Annotated in this window: 24 protein-coding genes; 1 reads left to right on the forward strand and 23 read right to left on the reverse strand. The window is 47.3% G+C overall.

Annotated features, from left to right (window positions below):
* Positions 1–378 precede the first annotated feature (378 nt).
* From M3202_RS06905 to M3202_RS07015, 23 genes are all read right to left on the reverse strand, one after another.
* Entirely contained in the window at positions 379–1,641 is a 1,263-nt protein-coding gene (locus M3202_RS06905; RefSeq protein ID WP_251222602.1) for a molybdopterin molybdotransferase MoeA, read from the reverse strand.
* A gap of 12 nt (positions 1,642–1,653) precedes the next feature.
* Positions 1,654–1,893, reverse strand: a complete 240-nt coding sequence (locus M3202_RS06910; RefSeq protein ID WP_251222603.1) for a MoaD/ThiS family protein — start codon at positions 1,891–1,893, stop codon at positions 1,654–1,656.
* Positions 1,893–2,354 (reverse strand): molybdenum cofactor biosynthesis protein MoaE, encoded by a 462-nt coding sequence (locus M3202_RS06915; protein ID WP_251222604.1) that lies wholly within the window; start codon positions 2,352–2,354, stop codon positions 1,893–1,895. The genes M3202_RS06910 and M3202_RS06915 overlap by 1 nt, the downstream gene beginning before the upstream one ends.
* Before the next feature lie 36 nt (positions 2,355–2,390).
* A complete protein-coding gene (gene moaA / locus M3202_RS06920) occupies positions 2,391–3,404 on the reverse strand; it encodes a GTP 3',8-cyclase MoaA (RefSeq protein ID WP_251222605.1) in 1,014 nt (337 codons plus the stop codon).
* A 24-nt stretch (positions 3,405–3,428) separates the two neighbouring features.
* Positions 3,429–3,920 (reverse strand): cyclic pyranopterin monophosphate synthase MoaC, encoded by a 492-nt coding sequence (gene moaC / locus M3202_RS06925; protein WP_251222606.1) that lies wholly within the window; start codon positions 3,918–3,920, stop codon positions 3,429–3,431.
* A 393-nt stretch (positions 3,921–4,313) separates the two neighbouring features.
* On the reverse strand, positions 4,314–4,835 hold the full coding sequence (locus M3202_RS06930; protein WP_251222607.1) for a MogA/MoaB family molybdenum cofactor biosynthesis protein: 522 nt from the start codon (positions 4,833–4,835) through the stop codon (positions 4,314–4,316).
* 107 nt (positions 4,836–4,942) lie between these two features.
* On the reverse strand, positions 4,943–5,830 hold the full coding sequence (locus tag M3202_RS06935) for an EamA family transporter (RefSeq protein ID WP_251222608.1): 888 nt from the start codon (positions 5,828–5,830) through the stop codon (positions 4,943–4,945).
* A 21-nt stretch (positions 5,831–5,851) separates the two neighbouring features.
* Positions 5,852–6,907, reverse strand: a complete 1,056-nt coding sequence (locus tag M3202_RS06940) for an XdhC family protein (RefSeq protein ID WP_251222609.1) — start codon at positions 6,905–6,907, stop codon at positions 5,852–5,854.
* 14 nt (positions 6,908–6,921) lie between these two features.
* Positions 6,922–7,617 (reverse strand): RraA family protein, encoded by a 696-nt coding sequence (locus M3202_RS06945; RefSeq protein ID WP_251222610.1) that lies wholly within the window; start codon positions 7,615–7,617, stop codon positions 6,922–6,924.
* Between the two features lie 10 nt (positions 7,618–7,627).
* Positions 7,628–9,082 (reverse strand): UbiD family decarboxylase, encoded by a 1,455-nt coding sequence (locus M3202_RS06950; RefSeq protein WP_251222611.1) that lies wholly within the window; start codon positions 9,080–9,082, stop codon positions 7,628–7,630.
* Positions 9,083–9,101: 19 nt separating this feature from the next.
* Entirely contained in the window at positions 9,102–9,587 is a 486-nt protein-coding gene (locus tag M3202_RS06955) for a (2Fe-2S)-binding protein (RefSeq protein WP_251192987.1), read from the reverse strand.
* Complete coding sequence (locus tag M3202_RS06960) at positions 9,587–11,962, reverse strand: xanthine dehydrogenase family protein molybdopterin-binding subunit (RefSeq protein ID WP_251222612.1); 2,376 nt, start codon at positions 11,960–11,962, stop codon at positions 9,587–9,589. The genes M3202_RS06955 and M3202_RS06960 overlap by 1 nt, the downstream gene beginning before the upstream one ends.
* Before the next feature lie 14 nt (positions 11,963–11,976).
* Entirely contained in the window at positions 11,977–12,840 is an 864-nt protein-coding gene (locus M3202_RS06965) for an FAD binding domain-containing protein (protein WP_251222613.1), read from the reverse strand.
* 17 nt (positions 12,841–12,857) lie between these two features.
* The gene (locus tag M3202_RS06970) at positions 12,858–13,319 is read right to left on the reverse strand and encodes an SRPBCC family protein (RefSeq protein ID WP_251222614.1); all 462 of its coding nucleotides are present in this window, start codon (positions 13,317–13,319) and stop codon (positions 12,858–12,860) included.
* Positions 13,316–14,029, reverse strand: a complete 714-nt coding sequence (locus M3202_RS06975; protein ID WP_251222615.1) for a cyclase family protein — start codon at positions 14,027–14,029, stop codon at positions 13,316–13,318. The genes M3202_RS06970 and M3202_RS06975 overlap by 4 nt, the downstream gene beginning before the upstream one ends.
* A 17-nt stretch (positions 14,030–14,046) precedes the next feature.
* Positions 14,047–15,075 (reverse strand): Bug family tripartite tricarboxylate transporter substrate binding protein, encoded by a 1,029-nt coding sequence (locus M3202_RS06980; protein ID WP_251222616.1) that lies wholly within the window; start codon positions 15,073–15,075, stop codon positions 14,047–14,049.
* 387 nt (positions 15,076–15,462) lie between these two features.
* On the reverse strand, positions 15,463–16,236 hold the full coding sequence (locus M3202_RS06985; protein WP_251222617.1) for an IclR family transcriptional regulator: 774 nt from the start codon (positions 16,234–16,236) through the stop codon (positions 15,463–15,465).
* 62 nt (positions 16,237–16,298) lie between these two features.
* The gene (locus tag M3202_RS06990) at positions 16,299–16,601 is read right to left on the reverse strand and encodes a hypothetical protein (protein WP_251222618.1); all 303 of its coding nucleotides are present in this window, start codon (positions 16,599–16,601) and stop codon (positions 16,299–16,301) included.
* Between the two features lie 120 nt (positions 16,602–16,721).
* Positions 16,722–18,362, reverse strand: coding sequence for a UbiD family decarboxylase (locus tag M3202_RS06995; RefSeq protein ID WP_251222619.1), 1,641 nt, complete (start codon positions 18,360–18,362; stop codon positions 16,722–16,724).
* Complete coding sequence (locus M3202_RS07000) at positions 18,337–19,821, reverse strand: tripartite tricarboxylate transporter permease (RefSeq protein ID WP_251222620.1); 1,485 nt, start codon at positions 19,819–19,821, stop codon at positions 18,337–18,339. The genes M3202_RS06995 and M3202_RS07000 overlap by 26 nt, the downstream gene beginning before the upstream one ends.
* Before the next feature lie 48 nt (positions 19,822–19,869).
* Entirely contained in the window at positions 19,870–20,337 is a 468-nt protein-coding gene (locus tag M3202_RS07005; RefSeq protein ID WP_251222621.1) for a tripartite tricarboxylate transporter TctB family protein, read from the reverse strand.
* A gap of 66 nt (positions 20,338–20,403) precedes the next feature.
* Positions 20,404–21,456: a Bug family tripartite tricarboxylate transporter substrate binding protein gene (locus M3202_RS07010; protein WP_251222622.1), complete on the reverse strand. Its 1,053-nt coding sequence runs from the start codon at positions 21,454–21,456 to the stop codon at positions 20,404–20,406.
* A 96-nt stretch (positions 21,457–21,552) separates the two neighbouring features.
* Complete coding sequence (locus M3202_RS07015) at positions 21,553–22,113, reverse strand: UbiX family flavin prenyltransferase (RefSeq protein ID WP_251222623.1); 561 nt, start codon at positions 22,111–22,113, stop codon at positions 21,553–21,555.
* Positions 22,114–22,419: 306 nt separating this feature from the next.
* On the opposite strand from M3202_RS07015, the gene M3202_RS07020 reads away from it, so the two are divergent.
* Positions 22,420–23,370, forward strand: a complete 951-nt coding sequence (locus M3202_RS07020) for an aldolase catalytic domain-containing protein (protein ID WP_251222624.1) — start codon at positions 22,420–22,422, stop codon at positions 23,368–23,370.
* The last annotated feature ends 214 nt before the right edge of the window (positions 23,371–23,584 follow it).

The raw sequence follows: 23,584 nt of genomic DNA on the forward strand, positions 1-23,584 counted from the left end.
ACTTTTATACCGGGGCTAGGCGGAACAGGATTCCGCTATTGCTCATTTTTACGCATTTCTTCGCAAACAAGAGGAACGAGATTCCGTTCATAAACCAAAACAAGCGATCAGTCCCCCTTGCAGCAACCAATAGAGGAATGACGTTCCTTTTCTATCAATAAAAAGGGCAGTGCAAGCCGGATAACGGAATGAGGTTCCTCTTTCACTGCCGCATTTCCCCCGCTAACTCTCAGTCTTTCGTCCAGCCCTCGTTCTCATTCATTGATTGTCCGTTTATCAAATCGCAAACGAGAAAAAAAGGATGCCTTAAAGGGCGATTTTTCCCTTTTTAAGACATCCCGAAACAGCAAATCAATCGAGCTGCTGAAAGCTTTTATGTTAAGCGCCGGGCAAGCCCGGATTCATATCTAAACAAATGACATCCACCTTCTCGCCTGCTCGCAGCTTCTCCGTTCGCGGCGGGACGACGAGCAGGGCGTTCGCTTCGGCGAGAGACGACACGATCCCCGACTTTTCCAGCCCAACCGGCGTGACAGAAAGCGTCGCGTCCTCCAGCGTCAACCTTGCCCGGACAAAGCGGGCAAACTCGTTCGGCCGGCCGAGATCCGTTGTCAACAGCGCTGCTGCTTTGCGAAGATGTGGTGTTGATGAACCTAAATAGGTTTTGACAATCGGACGGACAAACAGTTCAAAGCCGACAAAGCAGGCCGATGGATTGCCGGACAAGCCGAAAAACCATTTATCGCCAACTGTCGCTACCGTCGTGACACTGCCGGGCCGCATTTCAACTTTATTAAACAGCACTTCGGCCTGAAGCTTGTCCAAAATCGCCGGCACATAATCAAAATCGCCGACTGACACGCCGCCGGTGGTGATGACATAGTCGACTTCTTTCAGCGCCCCGACAACCGCCGCGTAGCTTTGATCGAAGTCATCGACGAGAATCCCGTAATAGCGCGGAATCGCGCCTGCCTGCCGAATCTGCGCCTCAAGCATCGGTGAATTGCTGTTTCGGATCTTCCCCGGAGCAAGCGGTTCATCGACGGAAACAAGCTCGCTTCCCGTCGCAAACACACCGATCACCGGCTGCTGAAAGACGTTGATTTCGCCGTAGCCAAATGTCGCCAGCAAGGCGATTTCTCCCGCTGCCATTTGTCTGCCGGCTTCAAGCAGAACCGTGCCCTCCTTCATATCCTCGCCGCGCCGGATAATGTTTTCTCCCGCCGCCACCGGTGAAGTGACCTCAATCACCGGCTGGTCCCCTTCCAGCGTTTCGGTCACATGCTCCAGCATAATCACCGCATCGGCGCCTTCCGGGATCGGCGCTCCGGTCATAATCCGCACCGCTTTTCCACCGACCACCGGCTGGGTGGCGACATAGCCGGCGCCGAGCGTTTCGACAACCACAAGCCGCCGCGGCGTATCCGGTTCTGCGCCCTTCGTATCTTGCGCTTTAATCGCAAAGCCGTCAACCGGCGAACGATCGAAAAAAGGCACATCATGCGAGGCGACGATATCCTCCGCGAGAGATCGTCCTTGCGCCTCCGCGAGCGAAATACGCTCTGTCGCTCCTGTCTTGACACGCTCCATAATCCGTCTAATTGCTTCATCTACAGGAATGCTCTGCCGAATTTCTACCATCTTCCCGCTCCTTTACCCGCCGCTTACCGGCGAAATGATGGCAAGTGTATCGTCATCACTGAATGTTTCGCTCAACTCGGCATATTCCTCATTTTTCGCCCAGATCACCTGCTCCAGATCAGCGCTTACTTCAGGATGCTGTTCAATCAGCCATTCACGCACTTCGGCGATTGTGTTCAGCTCCGGATCAATCGTTAAAGCATCTGTCTCCAGCTTTTCTTTTAATGATGCAAATAGCAATAAACTTGCCATTATTCCACCTCCGGCTGCCCAGTTTTGTAATAGGTTGTTTCTTTTTGGTCACCAACCCAAAATTCCCCGTTTTCCCAATGCTCTTTTTTCCAAATTGGAACAATTTCCTTGATGCGCTCAATCGCGTAGCGGCTCGCTTCAAATGATTCCGCCCGGTGCGGAGTCGCGACGGCAATGACGACGGCAATATCTGAAATCTCAAGCCGGCCGACACGATGCGAGATCGCCACTTCTGCTCCCGGCCATTTTTCCTTGATTTCAGCTCCGACCTTTTGCAGCTGTTTGACCGCCATCGCTTCATAGGCCTCATAAATTAAATATAATGTCTTTTTTCCTTTTGTCAGTTCACGAACGGTTCCAATAAACGTATTCACCGCTCCGGCGTTGGCGTGCACAACCTTTGCCACAACGGCCTCAATCGAGATTGGTTCTGCTGTAATCTCAAATAAAGATGTTGTCAAAGATAAACCTCCTCTGCTGTCTCTTCCTGGCAAAGCTTATCCGCCAATTCGTGACATTTCGACTTTTTTCTTTCTTTTTTTCGTTTGGCTTAAACGCTCCTCTGAATAACGGTCTGTTCGCCCGTTCCAAATCTCGCGAATCCGCTCCTTTACCCGCTCATCATCGGCTTGTTCTCGTAAAGCCGGTAACAGATCATGGCCCTTGGCGGCAAATAAACAATTGTACATTTTGCCGTCGGCCGACACCCGGGCGCGGGAACAGGTCGAGCAAAACGCGTTCGTCACCGACGTGATCAGGCCGATTTCCGTCGTCGTTCCAGCATAACGGTAGCGCTTGGCGACTTCGCCGTAATACTCAGGGCCGACCGCTTCAAGCGGATGCTCGCGGTTGATCATTTCGACGATTTCCCGGCTCGGCACGACTTGATCCAGCTTCCAGCCGTTTGAATTGCCGACATCCATGAATTCGATAAAACGCAGCGTATGGCCCTTTTCGCGGAAATAGCGGGCCATCGGCATAATTTCCTGGTCATTCACCCCTTTTTGCACGACCATATTAATTTTGACCTCAAGTCCTGCTTCAGCCGCTGCTTCAATCCCTTCCAGCACCGGGCCTGTTCGAAAACCGCGGCCGTTCATCCGGCCAAACAACTCGTCATCAAGGCTGTCGAGGCTGACATTTACCCGCTTCAAGCCGGCTTTTTTCAGCGCTGTGGCATGCTTTTTTAATAGCACGCCATTTGTCGTCAGGGCGATATCGGTGATGCCGTCTATTTGCTCAATATCCGAAATAAGACCGGCAATTCCTTTGCGCAGCAGAGGCTCTCCCCCTGTAATCCGGATTTTGTTGACACCCAGCTCCGCAAAAGAACGAATGAGCCGCACCATTTCCTCAAAGCTCAGCAGCTCGCTGTTTGTCAAAAAGGGATAATCATTATCAAAAATCTCGGCAGGCATACAGTAGCCGCAGCGAAAATTGCAGCGATCTGTAACCGATATCCGTAAATCATGGAGAGGACGATTCAGCTTATCCACAATATGTTTTTTCATACGATCACCCTTCCTCCTGATAGCTTACTTATCTGACTGTCTTTCATAATCCCCGCTTTTTCCACCTGTTTTTCTCATAACATACGTCTGACCGATTTCCATTTCTTTATCGACAGCTTTGCACATATCATAGATCGTCAGTGCCGCGACACTGGCTGCCGTCAACGCTTCCATTTCAACACCGGTTTTTCCTGTCGTTTTGACAGTTGCTTCAATTATAACAACCGCATAGGTGTCAAAACGTTGGGGACGGAAGGTAATATCAATTCCCGTCAGCGGCAAGGGGTGGCACATCGGGATGATCTGCGCTGTATTTTTCGCCGCCATCACTCCGGCAATTTGCGCCACCGCAAACACATCCCCTTTGCCGATTTCCTGCTTCTCTATTTTCTCAAGGACAAGCGGGGCGACTTTGATTTCACTTCGCGCCACCGCCGTTCTTTTCGTTTCTTTTTTCTCTGAAACATCGACCATTTTCGCCCGTCCTTGACTGTTAAAATGTGTGAACTCCATCATCCATCTCACTTTCTCTCATTTACGAGCAATCAGCAGCCCGGCGCTCTCCGCCGATGCTGCCCAGGCTGTGATAAGCCCTCTTTATATTCATTGTAGCACCAAATAGCGAGATCACTCCAGCAAAACCCCATTTTCATAAGGCTGCTGAAAAAGGACGTTTTTCACTTTTTCAGCAGCCTTTATTAATGAGCGTAGCCGTTGCCCGATTTTGAAAGCCTTGCTACGAGTGGGTTTCTCGAAGCATGGCGCGCAACGCGCGGAGCCATTACTCTTCTTCGTGTTACGAAAAAGGACGTTTTTCACTCTTTTTCACTAGCTTTTCTTCACGTTACGAAAAAGGACGCTTTATTCTTATTCACTAGCTTTTTTCAGTGGCCTCATTTTTATCGTTCTTTAGCGAGCCTTGGCATCCTTGTAGATTTCTCTCATTACATGTCCAAGCTCAGGAACGATCAGCTTCGTCATTGCCAGGCGAACCGCTCCCGATGAGCCGGGCGTTGAAAAGATCGCTTTATCCTGGTAAATTCCGGCGACAGCCCGGCTGAGCATCGCCGCCGAGCCGATATCCTCGACATAGCTCAAATAACGAAACAGATCACCAAAACCGGGCATCTCTTTTTCCAACAGCTGAGATACCGCCTCATATGTCCGGTCGCGCGAAGCGATCCCCGTTCCGCCATTGATTAAGATCGCTTCGACATCCTCCCGTCCGGCCGCCTCCTTAATCACCGCCTGAATCTCCTGTTCACTATCTTTGACAATCTCATAGCCGGTAACACAATACTGCCCTTCCTCCAGCAATTGCTTCATTAACGCTCCACTCTTGTCCGTCTCCTTCGTCCGTGTATCAGACACAGTCAGAACGAAACAGTTTACCGTCTTCGGCGCTTCTTGTTTATGCTCAGATACTGACATGGCAAAGCTCCTTTTCCAAAATTCTAAATGTAGCTTCTATTTTACCATTTTTTTAATAGACGAGATACTAAACAGCCGGAAAAACAGCATTTTCTCTTTCTTCCGGTTCAGGCTGTAAGAGAGATCATTCCGGCGCCAAGAAAGATCAAACATGCACAGACGAGCAGCGGAACCGTCACCTTTTCTTCAGAACCGAGCATCACTTTACTGAGCATAATCGTCACAATCGGTTCAATCGCCAAAATCGCCCCCGCATAGGCGACCTGGATGAAGGAAATCGAAATAAAAAATGATAAAAGCGCAAGACTGGTGAAAATACCGCCAAGAATATAGTAGCGATTCGGCAAGGTAACATTGTTTTTGATCGTTTGCAAAAGCTCCCTTTTGAACGCCGTGATCAACACAAAGCTGATTAATGCTGCCAAAGCGCCAAAAAAAGCGCCGGCAAAAGGATCGGGAAAGTAATCAAGCGCCTGCTTGCGAACTCCTTGCCCAATCCCGAATCCAAGCGCGGCCCCCAGGGAAATCAGAAAACCAAATTGATCGACTTTGCTTCCTTCATTATGAAACAGCACATACCCTTGCACAAACAGCCCGAGAAAGATCAATCCAATCCCGAGCCAGGTCACACCGATAATCGTTTCATCTAATATGATAATTGCAAACATCACGGTAAAAATAGGGGCTGAGTTTTTAATCCCCGCCGCCCGTGATGATCCTATTTTTCGAATGCCGTTAAAAAGCATCATTCTCCCTAAAAAAGCGGTTAAAAATCCAGCAGCCAAAAATAACCAAAGTCCCATTTCATCGCCTGTGTTTCCGTTCACCGGAGCCAACCAGCGGGAAATCCCGAGCAATGAACCGAGCAAGCAAATATTGATACAGAGGGTAATCAGCATTCCATTGTCTGTTGCTGAGTGCCTCATTCCTTTTTTCATCAGAACATTGCTCAACGAATAAAAGACCGCTGACAAACCCGCAATCAAAAAGCCCACACCTGATTACTCCCTCTCTTCTCATTTTGTCGTCTGTAGTGAAAGCTGTTCAGCAGCATGAATCGGACCTGCTTTATCTTTTAGAAATTGCAACTGTCTGTTGTTTTTTCGGATCATGATTTCTGACAGAATGCTCAGAGCGACTTGTTCCGGTGTTTCAGCTCCGAGATCAAGGCCAACCGGGGCATGGATATACGGCGATAGCCTTTCCATCTCGGTCTTATCTAAACCAAGAATCTCTCCGGCGATTTGCTCCATTCTTCGTTTCGGACCTAAAAAGCCGAGATAGCCCGGTGCACAGCTTCGATAAAAATCAAAGGCAAGCGCATCGTGATCAATGCGGTGCGTCATAAATAAAACATAGTCATTTTTTTCAGCTACGATCTTCTGCCGATAGTCTTCTGACCGGGCAAGAATTAGCTCAGCGGCTTTCGGAAAGCGCTCCTTCGTCAAAGCGCTCTCCCGGTGATCAACAACGACGACTTCAAAACCGCATTGGCCGGCCAAATCAACGACCGGCACCGCGTCCTGTCCGGCACCGAAGATGACCAGTCGGGCGTCCGGATTGATTTTTTCACAGAACCCGCCTGGCGTCGGTTTTGCTTCACCAGCGTGATACGACCTCGCAAACGCCACTTCTTCATTAATAAAAGGACGGGAAAAGGTAAGCTCCTTTGAAAATGCGTGGCTGATGGTCAATGCACGCTTTGTCGTGAGCGCCTGCGTGACTTCGTTTCTCCATTCCCGGCCCTCGGCTGTTTCCAGTGACTCAATCAAGATGAAGACGCTGCCATTACAGCCGAGGCCGAGTCCCCAGACGCTCGTGTCACTTAAGTGATACAAGTGCAGGCGCGGCTTCCCAGTTTGAATCACTTGCAGCGCAACCTCGATCACATCCTGATCAAAGCAGCCGCCGCCGATCATTCCGGCCGATTGACCATTCTCCGCAATAAGCAGACGGGCTCCCGGTCGCCGGTAGGCCGAGCCGTTAATCGCGACGACAGTAGCCATCGCGACGCGCTCGCCCTGCTCCTTCCATTCATCCAGCTGCTTCAGCAATCCACGGAGCTCATTCATCCGTATTCCTCCCTTCACTCAAGAACTCGCTTTCCCGTGACCAAATCCACTTCCTTCATTTTATCCTCTACCCATGCCGGGAGAACCTGACCGGCCGCAATCTCCGCTACCCGTTGCTCTTCCCGTTTCTCAATCGCGCCAAGCTGTTCGATTACGGCGGCGACATTTTCCTGCTTGATGACAACGATGCCATCATCATCACCGACAATCACATCACCGGGGCGGACCGTTACGTCCCCGCAGCTGATTTCACCATTGACGAAGCCGGGACCATTTTTTTCAACGCTGACCGGAACCGTTCCCTGGCAAAAAATAGGAAGGTCTCTTTCCTGATTGGCCGTTTTATCGCGGATGAAACCGTCAATCACAATCCCGCCAAGACGAAGCGCCTGCGCAGATTGCGTCATTAACTCCCCCCACACGGCCTTTGTTTGATTCCCTTGTGTCGTGACGACGAGAATGTCACCTGGTTCAGCAAGCTTTAATGCGACATAAAGCATGAAATTATCCCCCGGTGGCAGTTCCACCGTAAGGGCGTTCCCGACGATCCTGCTCCCCTTGGCGATCGGCTTGATTCGCGGATGCATCGTTCCTGTCCGGCGCTGCGCATCGGTAATAGTGGAAGAAGCAACCCCTTCCAGCTGTTTAAGCAGGGCAGGCGGGGTACGCTTCACTTTTTCGTTATAGCCAAATCCGATAGTTCCTTTCATCGCTCTCCTCCTAAAATAAATGGGCCCATTTTTTTAACGTGCTTTCTTGCAGCTCCTTGCTCGCTTCGGCGACTTCCGGAAATTCGTTTATATAATCATATGGCCGGCATGCATCGATAATTGCTCTTGAGCTGAAGGGCGCTTTATATGGATAAGCAATCTTCATCGGATCATTTTTCGATCCCATCGCTCTTTTAATAATATCGATATCAAGCTCCGGATCCGTTCTCGTCGAAACAGCCCACATCACTTCAGCCAGATTCGCAGGATCAATATCCTCATCAACGACGATCGAATATCTTCCTAAATAGGATCCCACGCCGCACTGACTGAGCACATGACCGGCCTGGCGGGCATGACCTGCATACCGCTGTTTGATCGAAATCACCGTAAACATGCGGGAGCCGCCGATTTCATGGGCCCATACTCCCTTTACGTCCGGAATCCCGGCCGCTTCGACCGCATCGAACAGCAGCGCTGAGCGCATGACCGCTTTTGAATAGGAATAATCATTAGGCGGCTTCGCCGGAGGACTTCCCATAATAATCGGGTTGTCGCGGTAGTAAATCCGTTCGATTTTGACAACAGGAGCCGGCGAGGCCGCGGCAGGATAATAGCCGTGGAATTCGCCAAACGGCCCTTCTATTTTCGTCTCCCCGGGATGAATCCAGCCTTCGATCACGATTTCCGAGGCGCTTGGTACCGGAAGTCCAGTCAATTGCGTCTGTACGACCGAGACAGGTTCCTTTAAAATCGAACCGATGTAATGATATTCGCATTTTCCAAAAGGAACCTCAATTCCGGAAATAAGATAATGAAGCGGATCTGCGCCAATGACAATCGCTACCGGAAAAGGCTTGCCGGCTTTCTCGTATTTTTCATATTGAATATGACCATGCTTGCCGGGCACCATATCGAGTCCAACATGGTTTTTATCATGAATCATCACCCGATAGGTACCGACGTTGATCCAGTCCGAGTCATAATCCTTTGTGACGACTGAACAGCCGGTGCCGATATAACGACCGCCGTCCTTTTCATGCCATAAAGGAGAAGGAAAAGTAAAAAGATCGACCTCTTCCCCGCTTTGTACGTTTTCAAAAATCGGACCGTCCTCTGTATAAACAGGCTCGTAGTCAACAGATTCCTTTTCCCATTGTTTCGGCTTGCCTCTTAATCCTGTTACGAGGCTTTTATGCGTGCTGTCGACATCGAGCCGTAAAATCGAGGCTAACCGCTTCGGGCTGCTCGTGCTGCAGGTCAGCACCCTGAAGCCTTCTCGATAACCGGTAATTTGATCGAATAATAGAGCGGAATTTTGCGCTTTTTTTACGTTCAATTCACTGATGGCGCCAATTTCTAAATTCCAGTCAGCTCCATCGACTTTCGTCAGCTCTCCCTCTGCCTCAATCTCCTCTAACCAGTGGCGTAAATCGAGCGGATTGCCTTCCTGTTTCTTGATCATCTTCCCACATCCTTCTCTATCACAGCTTCACTTTCTCCTGTTTCAGGAGGGAAGCCGCTTCCTGAATCGCTGCGAAAATTTGTGCATAGCTGGCACAGCGGCAAATATTTCCGACCATATAGTCTTTTATTTCGTCTTCTGTCGGGTTTGGATTTTCTTCCAAGAGCTTTTTCGCCATTAAAATCATCCCGGGCGTACAGTACCCGCATTGGAATGCTTTTTGTTCATAGAAGGCTTCCTGAATCGGATGAAGCCCTTCTTCGGTTTCCAGTCCCTCAATCGTAACGATCTCTTCCCCGTCAATCGAAGAAGCGAAATGGAGGCAGCCGCTTACCGGCTTGCCGGACACAAGGACGGTACAAACGCCGCAAAGTCCCAAGCCGCATGTCTCCTTTGCTCCCGTTAATTGAAATGTATCGCGCAATAGATCAAGCAATGTTTCATGCGGAGCGACATCCGCTGTCACAGGCTTTCCATTCAACGTAAACTGTATTTGTCTTTTCATTAACGCTCACCCTTCGCTTCATTAGTCACACTGACCTTCTGACGGCTGTTGCTGCTTTCTTCCGCTTCTTTTATCGCCGCCAGCACTCTTTCAGGCGTGAGCGGCATATCTTTAATCCGCACCCCGAGAGCATCGTGGAGTGCATTGGCAATCGCCGGCTGGACACCAAAAGAAGCCGTTTCTCCCACCCCTTTTGCGCCAAACGGGCCTTCCGGATGCGGGTCTTCGACAATAATCGTTTCAGACCGGGCCGGCAAATCTTTGAAAGTAGGAACTTTATAATCTGCCATGCTTGCATTGATCATCTGTCCATGATCATATTTACATTCCTCGAACAGCGCCTGGCCGATTTGCATAATCGCCGCTCCATACAATTGCTGATGAACTTGAAACGGATTAATCGCCTTTCCGACATCACCGAGCGATACCATATTCAAAATGTCAATTTTGCCCGTCTCGCGGTCAACTTCGATTTCTACCGCAGTTCCACCGGCAAACCAGAAGATCGCCACATCATCAGATTGACCGGTTTCCGGATCAGGGCTTTGATAGTGGCTTTCAAATACATAGCGCCCGATAATGCTTCCGGCAGGCATCTTAAATATTTTCTTAATCACTTCGGTAATGGCCAGCTTTTTATCCGGCTCGTTGCGGACAAATATAGCTTCGTCCTTCAATTCCAACTCTTCTGAACTTACTTCGTAATATTCGCTCACGAACTCAAACAATTGACGTTTGACATCTTCCGCCGCTTTTTGAATCGCATTTCCCATATAAAAAGTTGAACGGCTCGCAGCGGTGATCGTATCGTATGGCGTCACATCCGTATCCGGATGAACGACGCGCACCTTATCACTCGGAAGTCCGAGTACTTCTGCGGCAATTTGCCCGAGGATCGTATCAGAGCCTTGCCCCATATCAACCGTGCTGGAATAAACAGAGGCGCTTCCATCAGCAAACAATGTTACCACTGCTCCTGAAATCGATGGCGTAAGTACGGCCTTCAGTCCGATCGCCATCCCACGGCCACGGATTCTTGGGTTTTGCTGATCCGGTTGCTTCGCTGTGCTACGGTACGTTTTCCAATCAAGCCGGTCATCAATTTTTTCTAAAATTTCGCCGAAGCCAATCGAGTTCATAATTTGCCCGGTTGCGTGCTCTTTTCCTTCGATTAGCACTTGCGATTTGCGAAATTCGAGCGGATCCCAGCCCATCTTGTCGGCGATAATATCCATCTGCGATTCATAGGCCCAGACTAATTGCGGGATGCCGAAGCCACGGAACGCCCCGGCTGGTGCGTTATTTGTATAAACGCAGTACGAGTCGATCTGCACATGCGGGATGTCGTAGGGACCGGCTGCTGTGAAGCCTGATTTTTGCGTAATGCGCGGGCCGATGTCAGCATAGGCGCCTGTATCCCAGGCAACGGTACATTTTCTGGCGACAATTTTGCCGTCATTCGTCACTCCCGTCTTCAACGTGAAAACCGTCGCATGCTTCGTTAGCGTAATAAACACTTCATCCATCGTCAGCGCCAGTTTAACCGGCTTTTTCACAATGAGCGCTAACACGGCCGTCAACGCTTCAATTTTCACATAGAGCTTCGTGCCAAACCCGCCACCTAAATAAGGGACACGGACTCTCACCTTACTTTCAGGAAGCTTCAATACATGAGAGACCTCACTTCTGACAAACGATGGACTTTGATTGGCTGTCCAAATGTTCATTCTCTCTTCGGCATCGAGATAGGCGAGTGCGACATGCTGCTCCATCGGTAGATGAACCGCCGCCGGTGTCGTAAACGTATCTTCAAAAATATGATCTGCTTCTTCAAAGCCTTTCTCAATATCACCGTGTCTTAATTTATAATGAAGACAAATGTTACTTCCGCTTTTCGGCAACAGCGACTTTAAATCTGCAAAGCTTCCGGCCGGCCGGATCGTGTCATGAACAATGGGCGCGTCTTCCTTCATCGCATCCAATACTTGAAATACCGGCTCGAATTCCTCATATTCCACTTCAATGTAGTTAACTGCCTTTGCCGCTATTTCAACCGACTCGGCGATAACGGCTGCGACCGGATCTCCGACGTAACGAACTTTGTCAATCGCAATGACAGGCTGATCGCGAAAAGCCGGCCCGTAGTAATAGTTAATATCGAGCTTTTGCAAATCTTCTCCGGTGACGACTTTAATAACGCCTTCGATTTCTTCCGCCGCTCGTTTATCGATGTTTTTAATTTTCCCATGCGGAATTGTGCTCCGTAACAGCTTGACGTGAAGCATTTCCGGCATCGTCATGTTCATGACATAGTCAACCTTGCCCGTCACTTTCGCCTTTGCTTCGACTCGACGAATTGATTTTCCTAACGCCACACCTATCACTCCTTTTAGCTTTCAGTCTTCAGTTGCTCAAGCGCCCGTTTGATATGAACTTTTACCATCTCTTTTTTGTACCAGACCGAGCCTCTTAAATCTTCTAACGGTTCTACCACTTCATACGCTTTTTGTGCAGCTTCCATGATTGTTTCTTCATTTAATGATTTGTTTCGCACACATTGCTCGACCTCAGGCAGTTGAGTCGGTTTATCTGTTGCTGCGCTGATTACGATCCGGACGTCGGCGACAATTCCTTCGACCGTCTTCAGGAAAACCGCGACCCCTACCGTCGGCCAATCATCATTTGATAACGTCGTATATTTGAAATACGTTCCGCGCAACCCTTCGATTTTTTTCGGGATCAACACTTCGGTTAAAATTTCATCAGACTCCATGGCGGTCTCATAATAGCCTTGAAAGAAATCATGCAGCTCCAGCCATCTGTCCCCTTTGCTGCTTTCAACCTTTATTTTCGCGCCAAGAGCCATGAGAATCGGCGGCAAATCCAAATGTGCATCCCCGTGCGCCAAATTTCCGCCGAGGCTGGCGACATATCTGATCCGCGGGTTGGCGACATGGGCTAACGCTTCGGTAATGACCGGCTGTTCCGCTTTCATAAGAGGATCGATTTCGATTTCCCGCAGCGTTGTCATGCTGCCAATGCGGATATTTTGCTCTTCATCGTGGCGAATAAAGCTTAATTCGTTTTTCACTTTTTTTAGACTGATCATCTTTTTCGGATCGAACATCCCCTGCTTCATAATGAGCGACAGAGCGGTTCCTCCACTTACAACCCTGATTTCGGGATCTCCCTGGGCCAGGATCTCCTTTACACCTTGTAATGTATCAGGTTCCATCCATACTGTATCTTCCATTTCATCTACCCCTCTCTTTACCGTTTTACAGCGTTCTCCTCAAGGGCTTCTCTAATATTGGCCGCAAATTCCGCTCCCATCTCTGTTGCCTTTGAACGAAAAGCAGACTGACCGATTGAGCCCAGCTTTCCGGCTAAACTTAAATCCATAAAATATTGAACATCCGTCGACCCTTCGTCAACTTCGACCAAATCCAATTTCGCTTTTACTTTCAATTGACCGACTAACGAAAATGGCTTTCCTAAAATCTCTGATTGCAGCTGATTCGGCGGATCCAAATCTGTGATGCGGACATTGAGATTGAACTTTAATTTCATAAAGGCGATTTGCACTTTGGCTACAGCCTGGTAAACGCCTTCTTCCACTTCATCGACTTCTTCGCAGCCCGGCAGGCAGCGCGCTAATTGCTCCGTGTCCATTAAAAATGTCCACACATCCTGTTTTTTTGCCTGTACGTTAAACTGATCTTCAATAATCATCGTAGGCCTCCCTCTACTATCTCAGCATTTAAAATCGCTGCTGCTCTCGTTAATCCGGCTGTTCCCTTTTTAATTTTTAATGGAAGTCCAATGTAAAGGAAACGCTTGCCGGCAACCTCGCGTAAATCTCCGAGATTTTCCGTGTTTAATAGATTCCGCTCAGCGCAAACCGTATGAGCGGGCTTCCATTCCTCTCCTTTGTGAGGACTGACATCAATGCTGACGGCGTCAATTCCGATATGCTGCACCCCTTGATCGGCGAGCCATTCTGTTGCTTCGCGGTTCAATCCTGGATTCTGCTGGTTGTAGACCGGCTTTGGAAAATGCCGTTCATACGTGCCTGTGTACAATAAGACGATTTTAATCCCTGTCAGATCCAAACGCGCTTGTTCACATCCGTTGATTAGATGATCCTTTGTAATATAATCTGAATCGGGCACATCGGAGACGTCTAAGCAGACCGCAGGCCCGGCAAACCGTTCCAATTCGATCTCCTCAATCGATTTCGCATCCGGGTTGCCGTCCATGTGAATAAAAGAGTCGGTATGAGTTCCGGCGTGCTCTGACATTAAAATGGTGTTAACGGCAAACGACCGTTTCCCCCCGCCGATGTCCTTCAGCTCGGTCATCGGAAAGACAACAGTCGGCTGATGACCGGGATAAACCGGCTGCCCTTTGAAAATTTCCTGTGAAAGATCAATGATTTTCAATTTGCTCACCTCTTTTTTTAATCAACTTCAAACATATCCTGCAATTCCGCGATCCGGTTATGAATATATTCAATGTTCTCCCCGAATTCCTCGGCATTCCGCGTGCTGACAATAAATCCTGAATTGGTCCCCATTTCAATGAAGGACTCTTCTTCAACCGCCTTTGTAAAAGCGCTTTCAAGAATTTCGATTATGTCAGCCGGCGTTCCCGGAGGAGCAAAAAAGCCATAAACGATTTCAAAATAAGCGTCCTCATAACCTAACTCAACCATTGTCGGGACATCAGGATAAACTTCAGAACGCTGCTCGCCGAGATAGCCGATAATCCGGACTTGATTATCTCTTACCAAAGCTTCGGCCCCGGCTTCACTAATAAGTCCAAAATCAACATGTCCTCCAGCTACCTGCGTCGATGCCCCGGCGTCGCCTTCAAACGGGATATATTGATGCTCAAGACCGCTTTCACGTAAAAGAATACTGGCGAGCGTTGAGTTCGTTGCCGCCCCTGTTCCTGCAGCGGTAAGTGCCTTTTCCTTCGAAGCGTTAAATAAATCTTCCATCGTTTCAATTTCTGAATCAGACGAAACGGCGACAACGGTGGAATTATTACCGAAGATTTGGTAAACAGGTTCAAATTCCAGCACTTTAAAATCATCGTTATTAACGAGCTCACCAATCGACATTGACGGCATCGGACTTGTTAAAATCGTGTAGCCATCGGGTTCTTCGCCAAATACTTGCGCTCTCGCAATACTCCCCCCAGCGCTTTCAACATTACGAATGACGACAGGTACCCCCAAATGCTCAGACAATTGCTGGGAAATAGAGCGCGCGACAAGGTCATTACTGCCTCCCGCTGCATTAGGGACGATAATCTCAATTTCATGCTCTGGATAGCTATTGTCTGCTGATGCTGCTTGATCACCTGATCCTTCCTGCTGTCCACTTCCTTCACTTTCGGCATTTTCTGTGTTGGACCCACAGGCTGCAACCACTAAAAGCATCAATATGGCTATGATGACGAGCAGTCCTTTTTTTACGTTCATTACCAACCCTCCGTTTCTTTCACTTTGTGTGTTGATTTCCTCTCGTTTTTTCTATCCTCCTCTCTACACCTAGTTGTATTAAGTAACTTATTTTTAAGAGGAAACTTTGTTTCTTCTTTGATTATAGTATGATCCCTTTTAACAATCAATGAAAAAATCAAAATTATTTAACAATTTTATATAAGAAAAACGCCTGAGTCGTTTTTCTTTGAAGCGGCGTGCAGTGCCGTTACAATTAGGGAGGCTTTCAGCCATCCTCGAATAACTTTAAAAGGTGAGGAAGGCAAGACAAAACAGAGGTTACCAGCTCGTGACGGTCCAGCACATTGGTTAAGGCCGGGCAAAAGGTTGTTTTTAACCTTTTGGCCCGGCCCCATCACCCAAGCTTTATTCAATTGTCGGCAGCTGATCCTTCAATGGTCCAATCGAGGCGTTGCATGTTTGAACGATTTGCTTAATTTTTTGTTCAGACATTCTGACAGTCGGAGCGGTTATAACGATGCTGGCCATCAATTGCCGTTCTTTGGCATTGGAATAAACCGGCACCGCCACACCCGTAATTCCATGGTTGAATTCTTCGAGCGAGAGTGCATAGTCAAGCTGTTTTATTTTTTCAAGCTCCTTTAACAATTCATTCAGATCCGTAATTGTATTTTCTGTGTAACGCGACATTCCATGCTGGCTGACAAGCCGGATAATCTCTTCCTGCGGCAATGTCGACAGCCACATTTTCCCCGCGGCCGAGCAATGAAGAGGAGCTTCCTTCCCGAGCATATCAGCGACCTTCAACTGATTGTCACCTTCAATTTTTTGCACAAAATAGACCTTCTCCTGACTTACGACAGATAGCTGCACGAGTTCCTTCACTTCTGCTGATATCGTTCTTAAAGCCGGGAGAAATAGTCCATCTATCCCCAAAGCATTAAAATGCTTTAATGACAGCCCGATAAAGTCATAGGACAAGCGGTAAAATCTCGTATCAGGATCCTGCTCGACATAATGGTTGTCCTTTAATGTTTTCAAAATTCGTGAAACGATGCTTTTGGATATTCCTGTTTCTTCGACGAGTTTGGAGACGCTCAACCCGTTCACTTTCCCGACAAGTGTTTTAATAATCACGAACGTGCGCTCTACTGCTGCTAATGAACTGTATTCGGCCATCGACTTGTATTACCTCCTGTTTTCCTACTTTTTCTATTGGTTAAGTAAGGTATATAATAACACTATTTTTTTTCGAATGCCCACATATTAATTTTCTTCTTCCCTCCTAAAATATAAGAATTGAACGTTTGCCAAAAATCAATTCTTTCTTCTTCGCGTATTCTTTTCATTTTTTCATATGCTTGCATATTTGGCAGCAAAAACTGTTCGACAAAAAGACCTGGTTGATCTACGCCCTCATAAATGATTACTTCCCGACCACCTAAAGCTTCAATTTGTTCTTTTAATTCGTCTATTGCGCTGAGCACGTTTTCCTTCTTTCCATCCTCCGCTTTATACTCTGTTAGCACTGTGATCTTGTTCATTCCTCTTCCTCCTCTTATTATGAATAATGCAAGCTTTTATAAATAGACAATACAATATGTATAAGCATAAATACAACTGAGTCTGGCAAGAGACTCAGTTGTGAACGCTTTCTATCAAATTTATTCTTGTTCTTCCTTGTACCATTTCGTATCTTTGTTGATCCATTCCGGACCAACCCGTTGATTCACCTGTTCGGCTCCCGTTTCAAAATATTCTCCTCTGACCGCCCGTTCAGCCATTTTTTCATTAAATTCATCCCAATCTCCCATTGAGAAGCCGTGCCACGGCCATTCCGGGCGCAGCGTTGGCAGCTCCAGCTCTTCCCAAATATCCTTCGCTCTTTCCATATATTCTTTCTTCGGTAAAGATAATGGCGGCAAATCTTCTTTTTTCGTTGCGTTCATGAGAAGGGTACCATCAACTGCATCATCTCCTCTTTCAGCACCTGAAGTTCTAGGTCCATGGCCTGGATCCCTACCGTGTAAAATTTGCACATCCTTTACAATGTTCATCCTATATGCCATCGACCAAAATATAGCATCGCTGTTCTCAGGATTAATATCATCACTCACAGCAACAACCATTTTTCCCACTGCAGGCATAAATGCTGCTGCTCCAGTTAAAGCTCTCCACACATCTGTTTCTGTTGGATTCTTCATTTGTACAATAACCAGTTTCCGTAAGTTAGTAAGTGGTTCATGCATGACGACCTTTTGTACACTTGAAATACGAAGATGATTTTTAAGATGATCGAGAAATACCGGCTCGAATGCCACCTTTTTAATTAAGCTGCTTTCACTCGGCGTTACCTGGCTAATAATCGAGACAAAATTAGCCTTTTTCTTGCGCGTAATCGCCGTGACGTTCATATACGGGTTAAATTCCTGTAAATTGACATGGCCGTGTGATTCGCCAAATGGCCCTTCCGGCTCAAGCGAGTCAGTCGGAACATATCCTTCTATGACAATTTCTGCGTCAGCCGGTACGAGCAAGTCTACCGTTTTTGCTTTTACGACTCTAAGCGGTTCGCCCAATAACGCCCCGGCGACGGAAAATTCATCCGTATTATATGGCAGCTTTTGCACAGAACAGTAGGACACGGCCGGTGGTCCACCGATAACTAAAGCGGCGGGCATCGGTTTGCCCATCTTCTTATATTTCAGCCAATGCTGATAGATTCCCTGGCCCATCTCGATAGACGGATTCATACCGAGCCGCCTTGAGCCTTTTATTTGCGCCCGATACGTTCCCATATTTTGAATGCCGTTCTCCGGATCGACTGAAATGTATTGTGAGCAAGTCGTATAGGGAGCATTATCAAAGCCCGGCGTCGAAATCGGAACCGGAATGTGTTCAAGGCCCTGGCCTTCAACATCTAATTCATCTTCTATATAAACGACCTCCTGGCAAGCCGCTTCTTCCACTACGACCGGGTCAATCGGATTCGCTCTCGCTTCCGCCCATTTCTTGCCGATATCTTCGACTTCCACACCCATTCCGATGCTGTACACTTCACGGTTAACCGATAATCCACCAACGACGACCGGCATTTCATATTTACGCCCATTGCTGTCTGTCACATTATGAAACACGAATACTTTTCTTTCACTCTCCGGAATTCCGCCTCTAAATTGCCAGCGTACAAGCGGATGCAATTCCGTATCTTTATTAATCTCTTTATAAATATGACGAACGAGACCCTTCTCTTCTAATTTTTCCAAATGCGTTTGAAAACTAGGATAAAGTTTGGTTGTTGTCATAATCATTCTCCTTTTTATTGATATTTTTTATCGTCTTAATCAAGAATGGGAAAACCAGAATGAGAATCGTGATAATCAGGATCGTCAATGGGAACGGCGTAAAGAAAATACTATGAGAGCCGTCAGACATCAGCAATGCTCTTCGGTAATTACTTTCCACCATACTCCCGAGCACGAGGCCGAGAATAAGCGGAGCAAGAGGATAATGATACTTCACCATGATATAGCCGAGTACACCAAAAGCGATCGCGATAAACATGTCGGTAACTTTATACTGGTACGCATAGGAGCCGACCAGCGCCAGTGTAATAATCGCGACACCGAGTATTTCATTGGGCACTAACGTCACTTTGACAAAATACTTCATTCCGATCATCGCCAGAACAAAAAAAGCAAATTGTGACAGGAGCATGCCGACAAAAACAATATAGGAAATCGCCGAATCGCTGGAAAAGAAAGCCGCTCCCGGTTGAAGACCGTGCAATGTGATCGCCGCCAAAAAAATCGCCGAAGTCGCTCCCCCGGGGAGGCCAAGCGTAATAGCCGGTATTAATTCAGCTACCGATGTTGCATTGTTCGCACTTTCCGGCGCGATAACGCCCCCGACATTTCCTTTTCCATATGATTTTGGCTTTTTAGAAGAACGCTGCTCAAACAAATAAGCAACAAAGTTGGCGATTGAAATTCCAACACCCGGGATCGCTCCCAATACAACCCCTAACGTACTGGAACGGATTAAATTGACCGGTCTCTTGAACGTTTCAACCATTCCATCACGCACTTTGGAGATCGTTCCTTCGATTTTGGAAATCGTTCCTCCTTTTCCAAGCAGGATAAAGGCCTGCGATAAAGCAAACAGACCAATCGCCGCCGGAACAAAGGAAATCCCATCCTCCAAATAAACATTATCAAAGGTAAAGCGCAAGCCTCCACTTACCGGGTCGCGGCCGATGAAGGAAATAATCAGACCAAGTCCTGCCAGCATTAATCCTTTTAGCGTGTTCCCTTGAGAAGCAAAGGCGACCATCGACAAACCAAAAATCGCTAACATAAAGTAAGTCGCCGCATTAAATTGCAGGGCGATGCTGGCGATTAAAGGAGACAGCCCTGCGAGCGCGATGAAGCCGACAATCCCGCCGATTAATGAGGCGGTCGCCGCCGCTCCTAAAGCTAATCCACCCTTTCCCTGCTGGGCGAGAGGATAGCCGTCAAACGTTGTCGCCACAGATCCGGGAGTTCCGGGTGCGTTAATCAGAATAGCCGTAATCGCACCACCGAAAACGCTTGCGGAATACAAGGCGCCCAAAAAGACAAGCGCAACAGCTGGGTCCATCCCGAAGGTTACCGGCAGAAACAATGCCAGCGTAAACGCAGGCCCGAGGCCCGGCAGAGCACCAAGCGTAATACCGATGATCGTTCCTCCGACAAGAACGATAAGATAGTCAAAACTTAAAAACATGCTAAACGCTTCTAACCACAAATAAATCACCTCACAATTCTCATAAAGTTACAGCAAAAACCCACTAGGGAAACGAACATTCATTAGCCACGAGAAACCGCCCCAGTAAATGACGAGCATCGAAATCGTCGAGATTATAATCAGCTTCCAATTTCGAAACTTATACATATAAGGAATAACGAGCAGAAACAGCACAGTTGAAACAAAAAAGCCGACATAAATAATCAACAAATAATAGATAAGCGTCAAAGCTAAGATAAACCACATTGGCTTTTGGCTTTCCCCTGTTTCTTCAGCAGCTTCTTCCTCACCTTCATCGGTTGCGGGCTTATTTTTTTTGCGATAGTCTTCAACGATCGCAAAAGCCGCAACGATAATCGTCAGCGCACAAACGAGTATCGGCGCAGACGCAGATTCGGAGGATAGCCCGGTTATCGCTAAAATTAAAAACAAAAGTGAAAGAAGCAGGATAAACAAATTGAGTAAAATCGGAACAATCACTTGATTACGTGTCATACGATTTCCCCTCCTTTTCTTCTTGATAAAGGGCTGTCCCACTATCGAAGCTGGGACAGCACCGCTTTATTCCACTTCAAATTGATCTTTCAGCTTTTCAACTAAAAGATAGTCGATATCTCTTCTCTCTCTGAATTCATCAGGCATCAAAATTTGCTCCACAAACCCGACTCTTTCCGCCGCTTCGCTGAATGCCGGATCCTCGCTCGCTTCAAGGAAGGCATCGGCCAAAATCTCAATCACATCAGGCGGTGTATTAGGCGGAGCCCAAATGCCGTATAAAATTTCAAACCCGAGCTCCGGATACCCCAATTCAATTAAGGTTGGCGCGTCTGGAAAAATACTTAACCGCTCTGTCGCAGTCGTGGCAATGACTTTTACAAGCCCTTCTTCTTCAAGGGACTTCGCCGCAATCTCACTTGCAATCCCAAAGTCGACATGCCCGCCGGCGACCTGCTGGGCTGACTCGCTTCCGCCTACATATGGAATGTATTGATGATCAACACCAATTTCCTTCAGGAAGATACTGCCGAGCGCCGTATTTGTCGCCACCCCGGAACCGGAGGCCCGCAGCTTCTGACTCTCTGAAGCCGCAATTAAATCTTCAATGCTTTCAATTTCTGAATCAGCAGGAACGATGACAACATTCGAGGAATGACCAAACATATTAAACACCGGCTCAAATTCCATCGTCTGAAAATCTCCCTCGGCTACTAATTCGCCAATTGACATCGACGGAATCGGTGTTTTCAACAATGTATAACCATCTGGTTCAGCATTAAACACCTGGGCCCGCGCGATATTTCCGCCTGCTCCGTCAACGTTTTCGACGACGACCGGGACACCGAGCACCTCCTGTAACGGCCCTGCAATCGATCTCGCTGCAAGGTCATTACTTCCGCCGGCACTATTGCTTACAACAATCGTCACCTCCTTCTCCGGAAACGTTGACTCATTCGTTTGAGCCCCTTCTGCCGCTGCCTGGTCACCTGCTTCTTCCCCTTCTGCTTCGGTGCCCCCTCCTGCAGACTCCTGATTTGTTTCTCCACATGCCGTCACCATTAGAAAGGAAAGTAACATAACAAAAAATACAGCTGTCCATTTCATCTTTTTATTCATCTCATACCCCTCTCCCTTTTCGTGCCTGGTGCAACATTTCTCTGCTATTCTTTCTCCTGCATCCCATCCCCCCTTTCGCTGTGTGACAGGAACTGTTTACGCTTTTTGCAGCCAGCGCTTCGTCATTTGATTTGGAATGCCAAACTGATCTAACGTCCGCGCGACAGTATGATTGACAATGTCTTCAATCGTTTCAGGATGATTATAAAAAGCTGGCATCGGCGGTAAAATGACAGAGCCCATCTTTGCCAGACGAAGCATATTTTCCAAATGTATTTGGTTCAGGGGAGACTCGCGTGGCAATAAAACAAGCTTTCGGTTTTCTTTTAAGACGACATCCGCCGCCCTGCTCAGTAAATTATCAGCAAGACCATAGCTGATTGACGCCAATGACTTCATACTGCACGGCGCGATAATCATCCCGTCTGTCATAAATGAACCGCTCGAAATGATCGCCGCTTGATTCGTCGCGCTATACGTATGCGTTGCGAGCGCTTTCACTTCTTCAACCGAATAAGAGGTTTCGATTGAGATTGTTTTTTCCGCCCAGCTGCTCAAAATTAAATGGCTTTCCACCTCTGCATACTGTAATGCTTCCAAAAGCTTAATTCCGTAAATGGCGCCCGTGGCACCAGAAATGCCAATGATTAATTTCATCGTACCCGCTCCTTTATCCGTTTGATGATACCGCTTTCAAATATGAGTTAACTTGATTTCCACAGGAAACAAAGTGTCATATACATGTTAGTGTATGTATTCAGAAAATTCAAGTTCTTTTTAAAATTATTTTTCCGTGTTCTCGTTTTGCTGATTTACAAATCTTTCTCAATTAATTTTTTAAAGTTCAGCTTGAAAAACGAAAATTTATCAGATAAACTTACTAAAAAATCAAACTACTTGACGGAATTCATTGTCTTGTTTATTGTTTGGTGAGGATCATGAGATAAAAAGGAGTGGGAGTAGTTGAGTGAACAGAAAGTAAAAATACTTGATTGTACGATTCGCGATGGAGGATTAGTAAATAATTGGGATTTTGAAGTGTCCTTCGTTCGCGATTTATATGAATCCTTGAATAAAGCCGGTGTCGATTACATGGAAATCGGCTATAAAAATTCACCAAAGCTGCTGAAAGCGAAGGATTCAGGACCGTGGAGATTTTTGGATGATGAGTTTATCAGGGAAGTCATTCCCGAGAAAAAAGCGACAAAGCTGTCGGCATTAGTCGATATCGGCCGCGTCGATGAGCATGATATTTTGCCGCGCGAAGAAAGTTTGATTGATTTAATCCGCGTCGCCTGCTACATCAAGGATGTCAAAAAAGGAATTGAACTCGTTAAGAAATTTCACGGGCTTGGCTATGAAACGAGCATTAATATTATGGCTGTTTCCAATTCGCTTGATCATGAAATTAACGAGGCGCTTGAAGAGATTAACAACAGCCCCGTTGATGTCGTCTATATCGTCGATTCGTTCGGCAGCCTTGACGGCAAGGATATTAAGGCACTCGCTGAAAAATTCCGCTCGTATTTGCCTGAAAAAGAGCTCGGGATCCATACGCACAACAACATGCAGCTCGCTTTTGCCAACACGCTTGTCGGAATCGATCATGAGGTGACCTTCCTTGACTCTTCGGTTTACGGAATGGGACGGGCTGCCGGAAACTGTCCGACCGAGCTGCTCGTCAGCCATTTAAAGGACGTCAAATATGACGTCGCGCCGGTAATCGATGTCATCGAGCGCCTGTTTATCCCTCTCCGCCGCAAGGTTGAATGGGGCTACATCATTCCTTACATGATCACCGGTATTTTGAATGAGCATCCTCGCTCGGCGATGGCGCTGCGCAGCAGTGATGACCCTGATCAATTTATGGCCTTTTATGACAAAATGACTTCGGTTGAGCCGAATGTAGAGTAATACACATAATAGTAGAGCGTATCCAATTAATACCGCTCCGGAAACGTAAAAGAGAGGCTGGGTAAAGGTTATTTTTCTACCTTCTGCCCAGCCTTGTATATTAAGCACAAGAGGTTCGCTACCTCTAGTGCTTTTTTTAGTATAGTTTTCTATACTAAAAGCAACGCTGTGGATTAGTAGCCCAGCCTACAGTACTTTTTAGTAACTGGTTTTA

Origin of the sequence: Halalkalibacter oceani, assembly GCF_023715605.1 — a bacterium.
GTDB lineage: Bacteria > Bacillota > Bacilli > Bacillales > Bacillaceae_D > Halalkalibacter > Halalkalibacter oceani.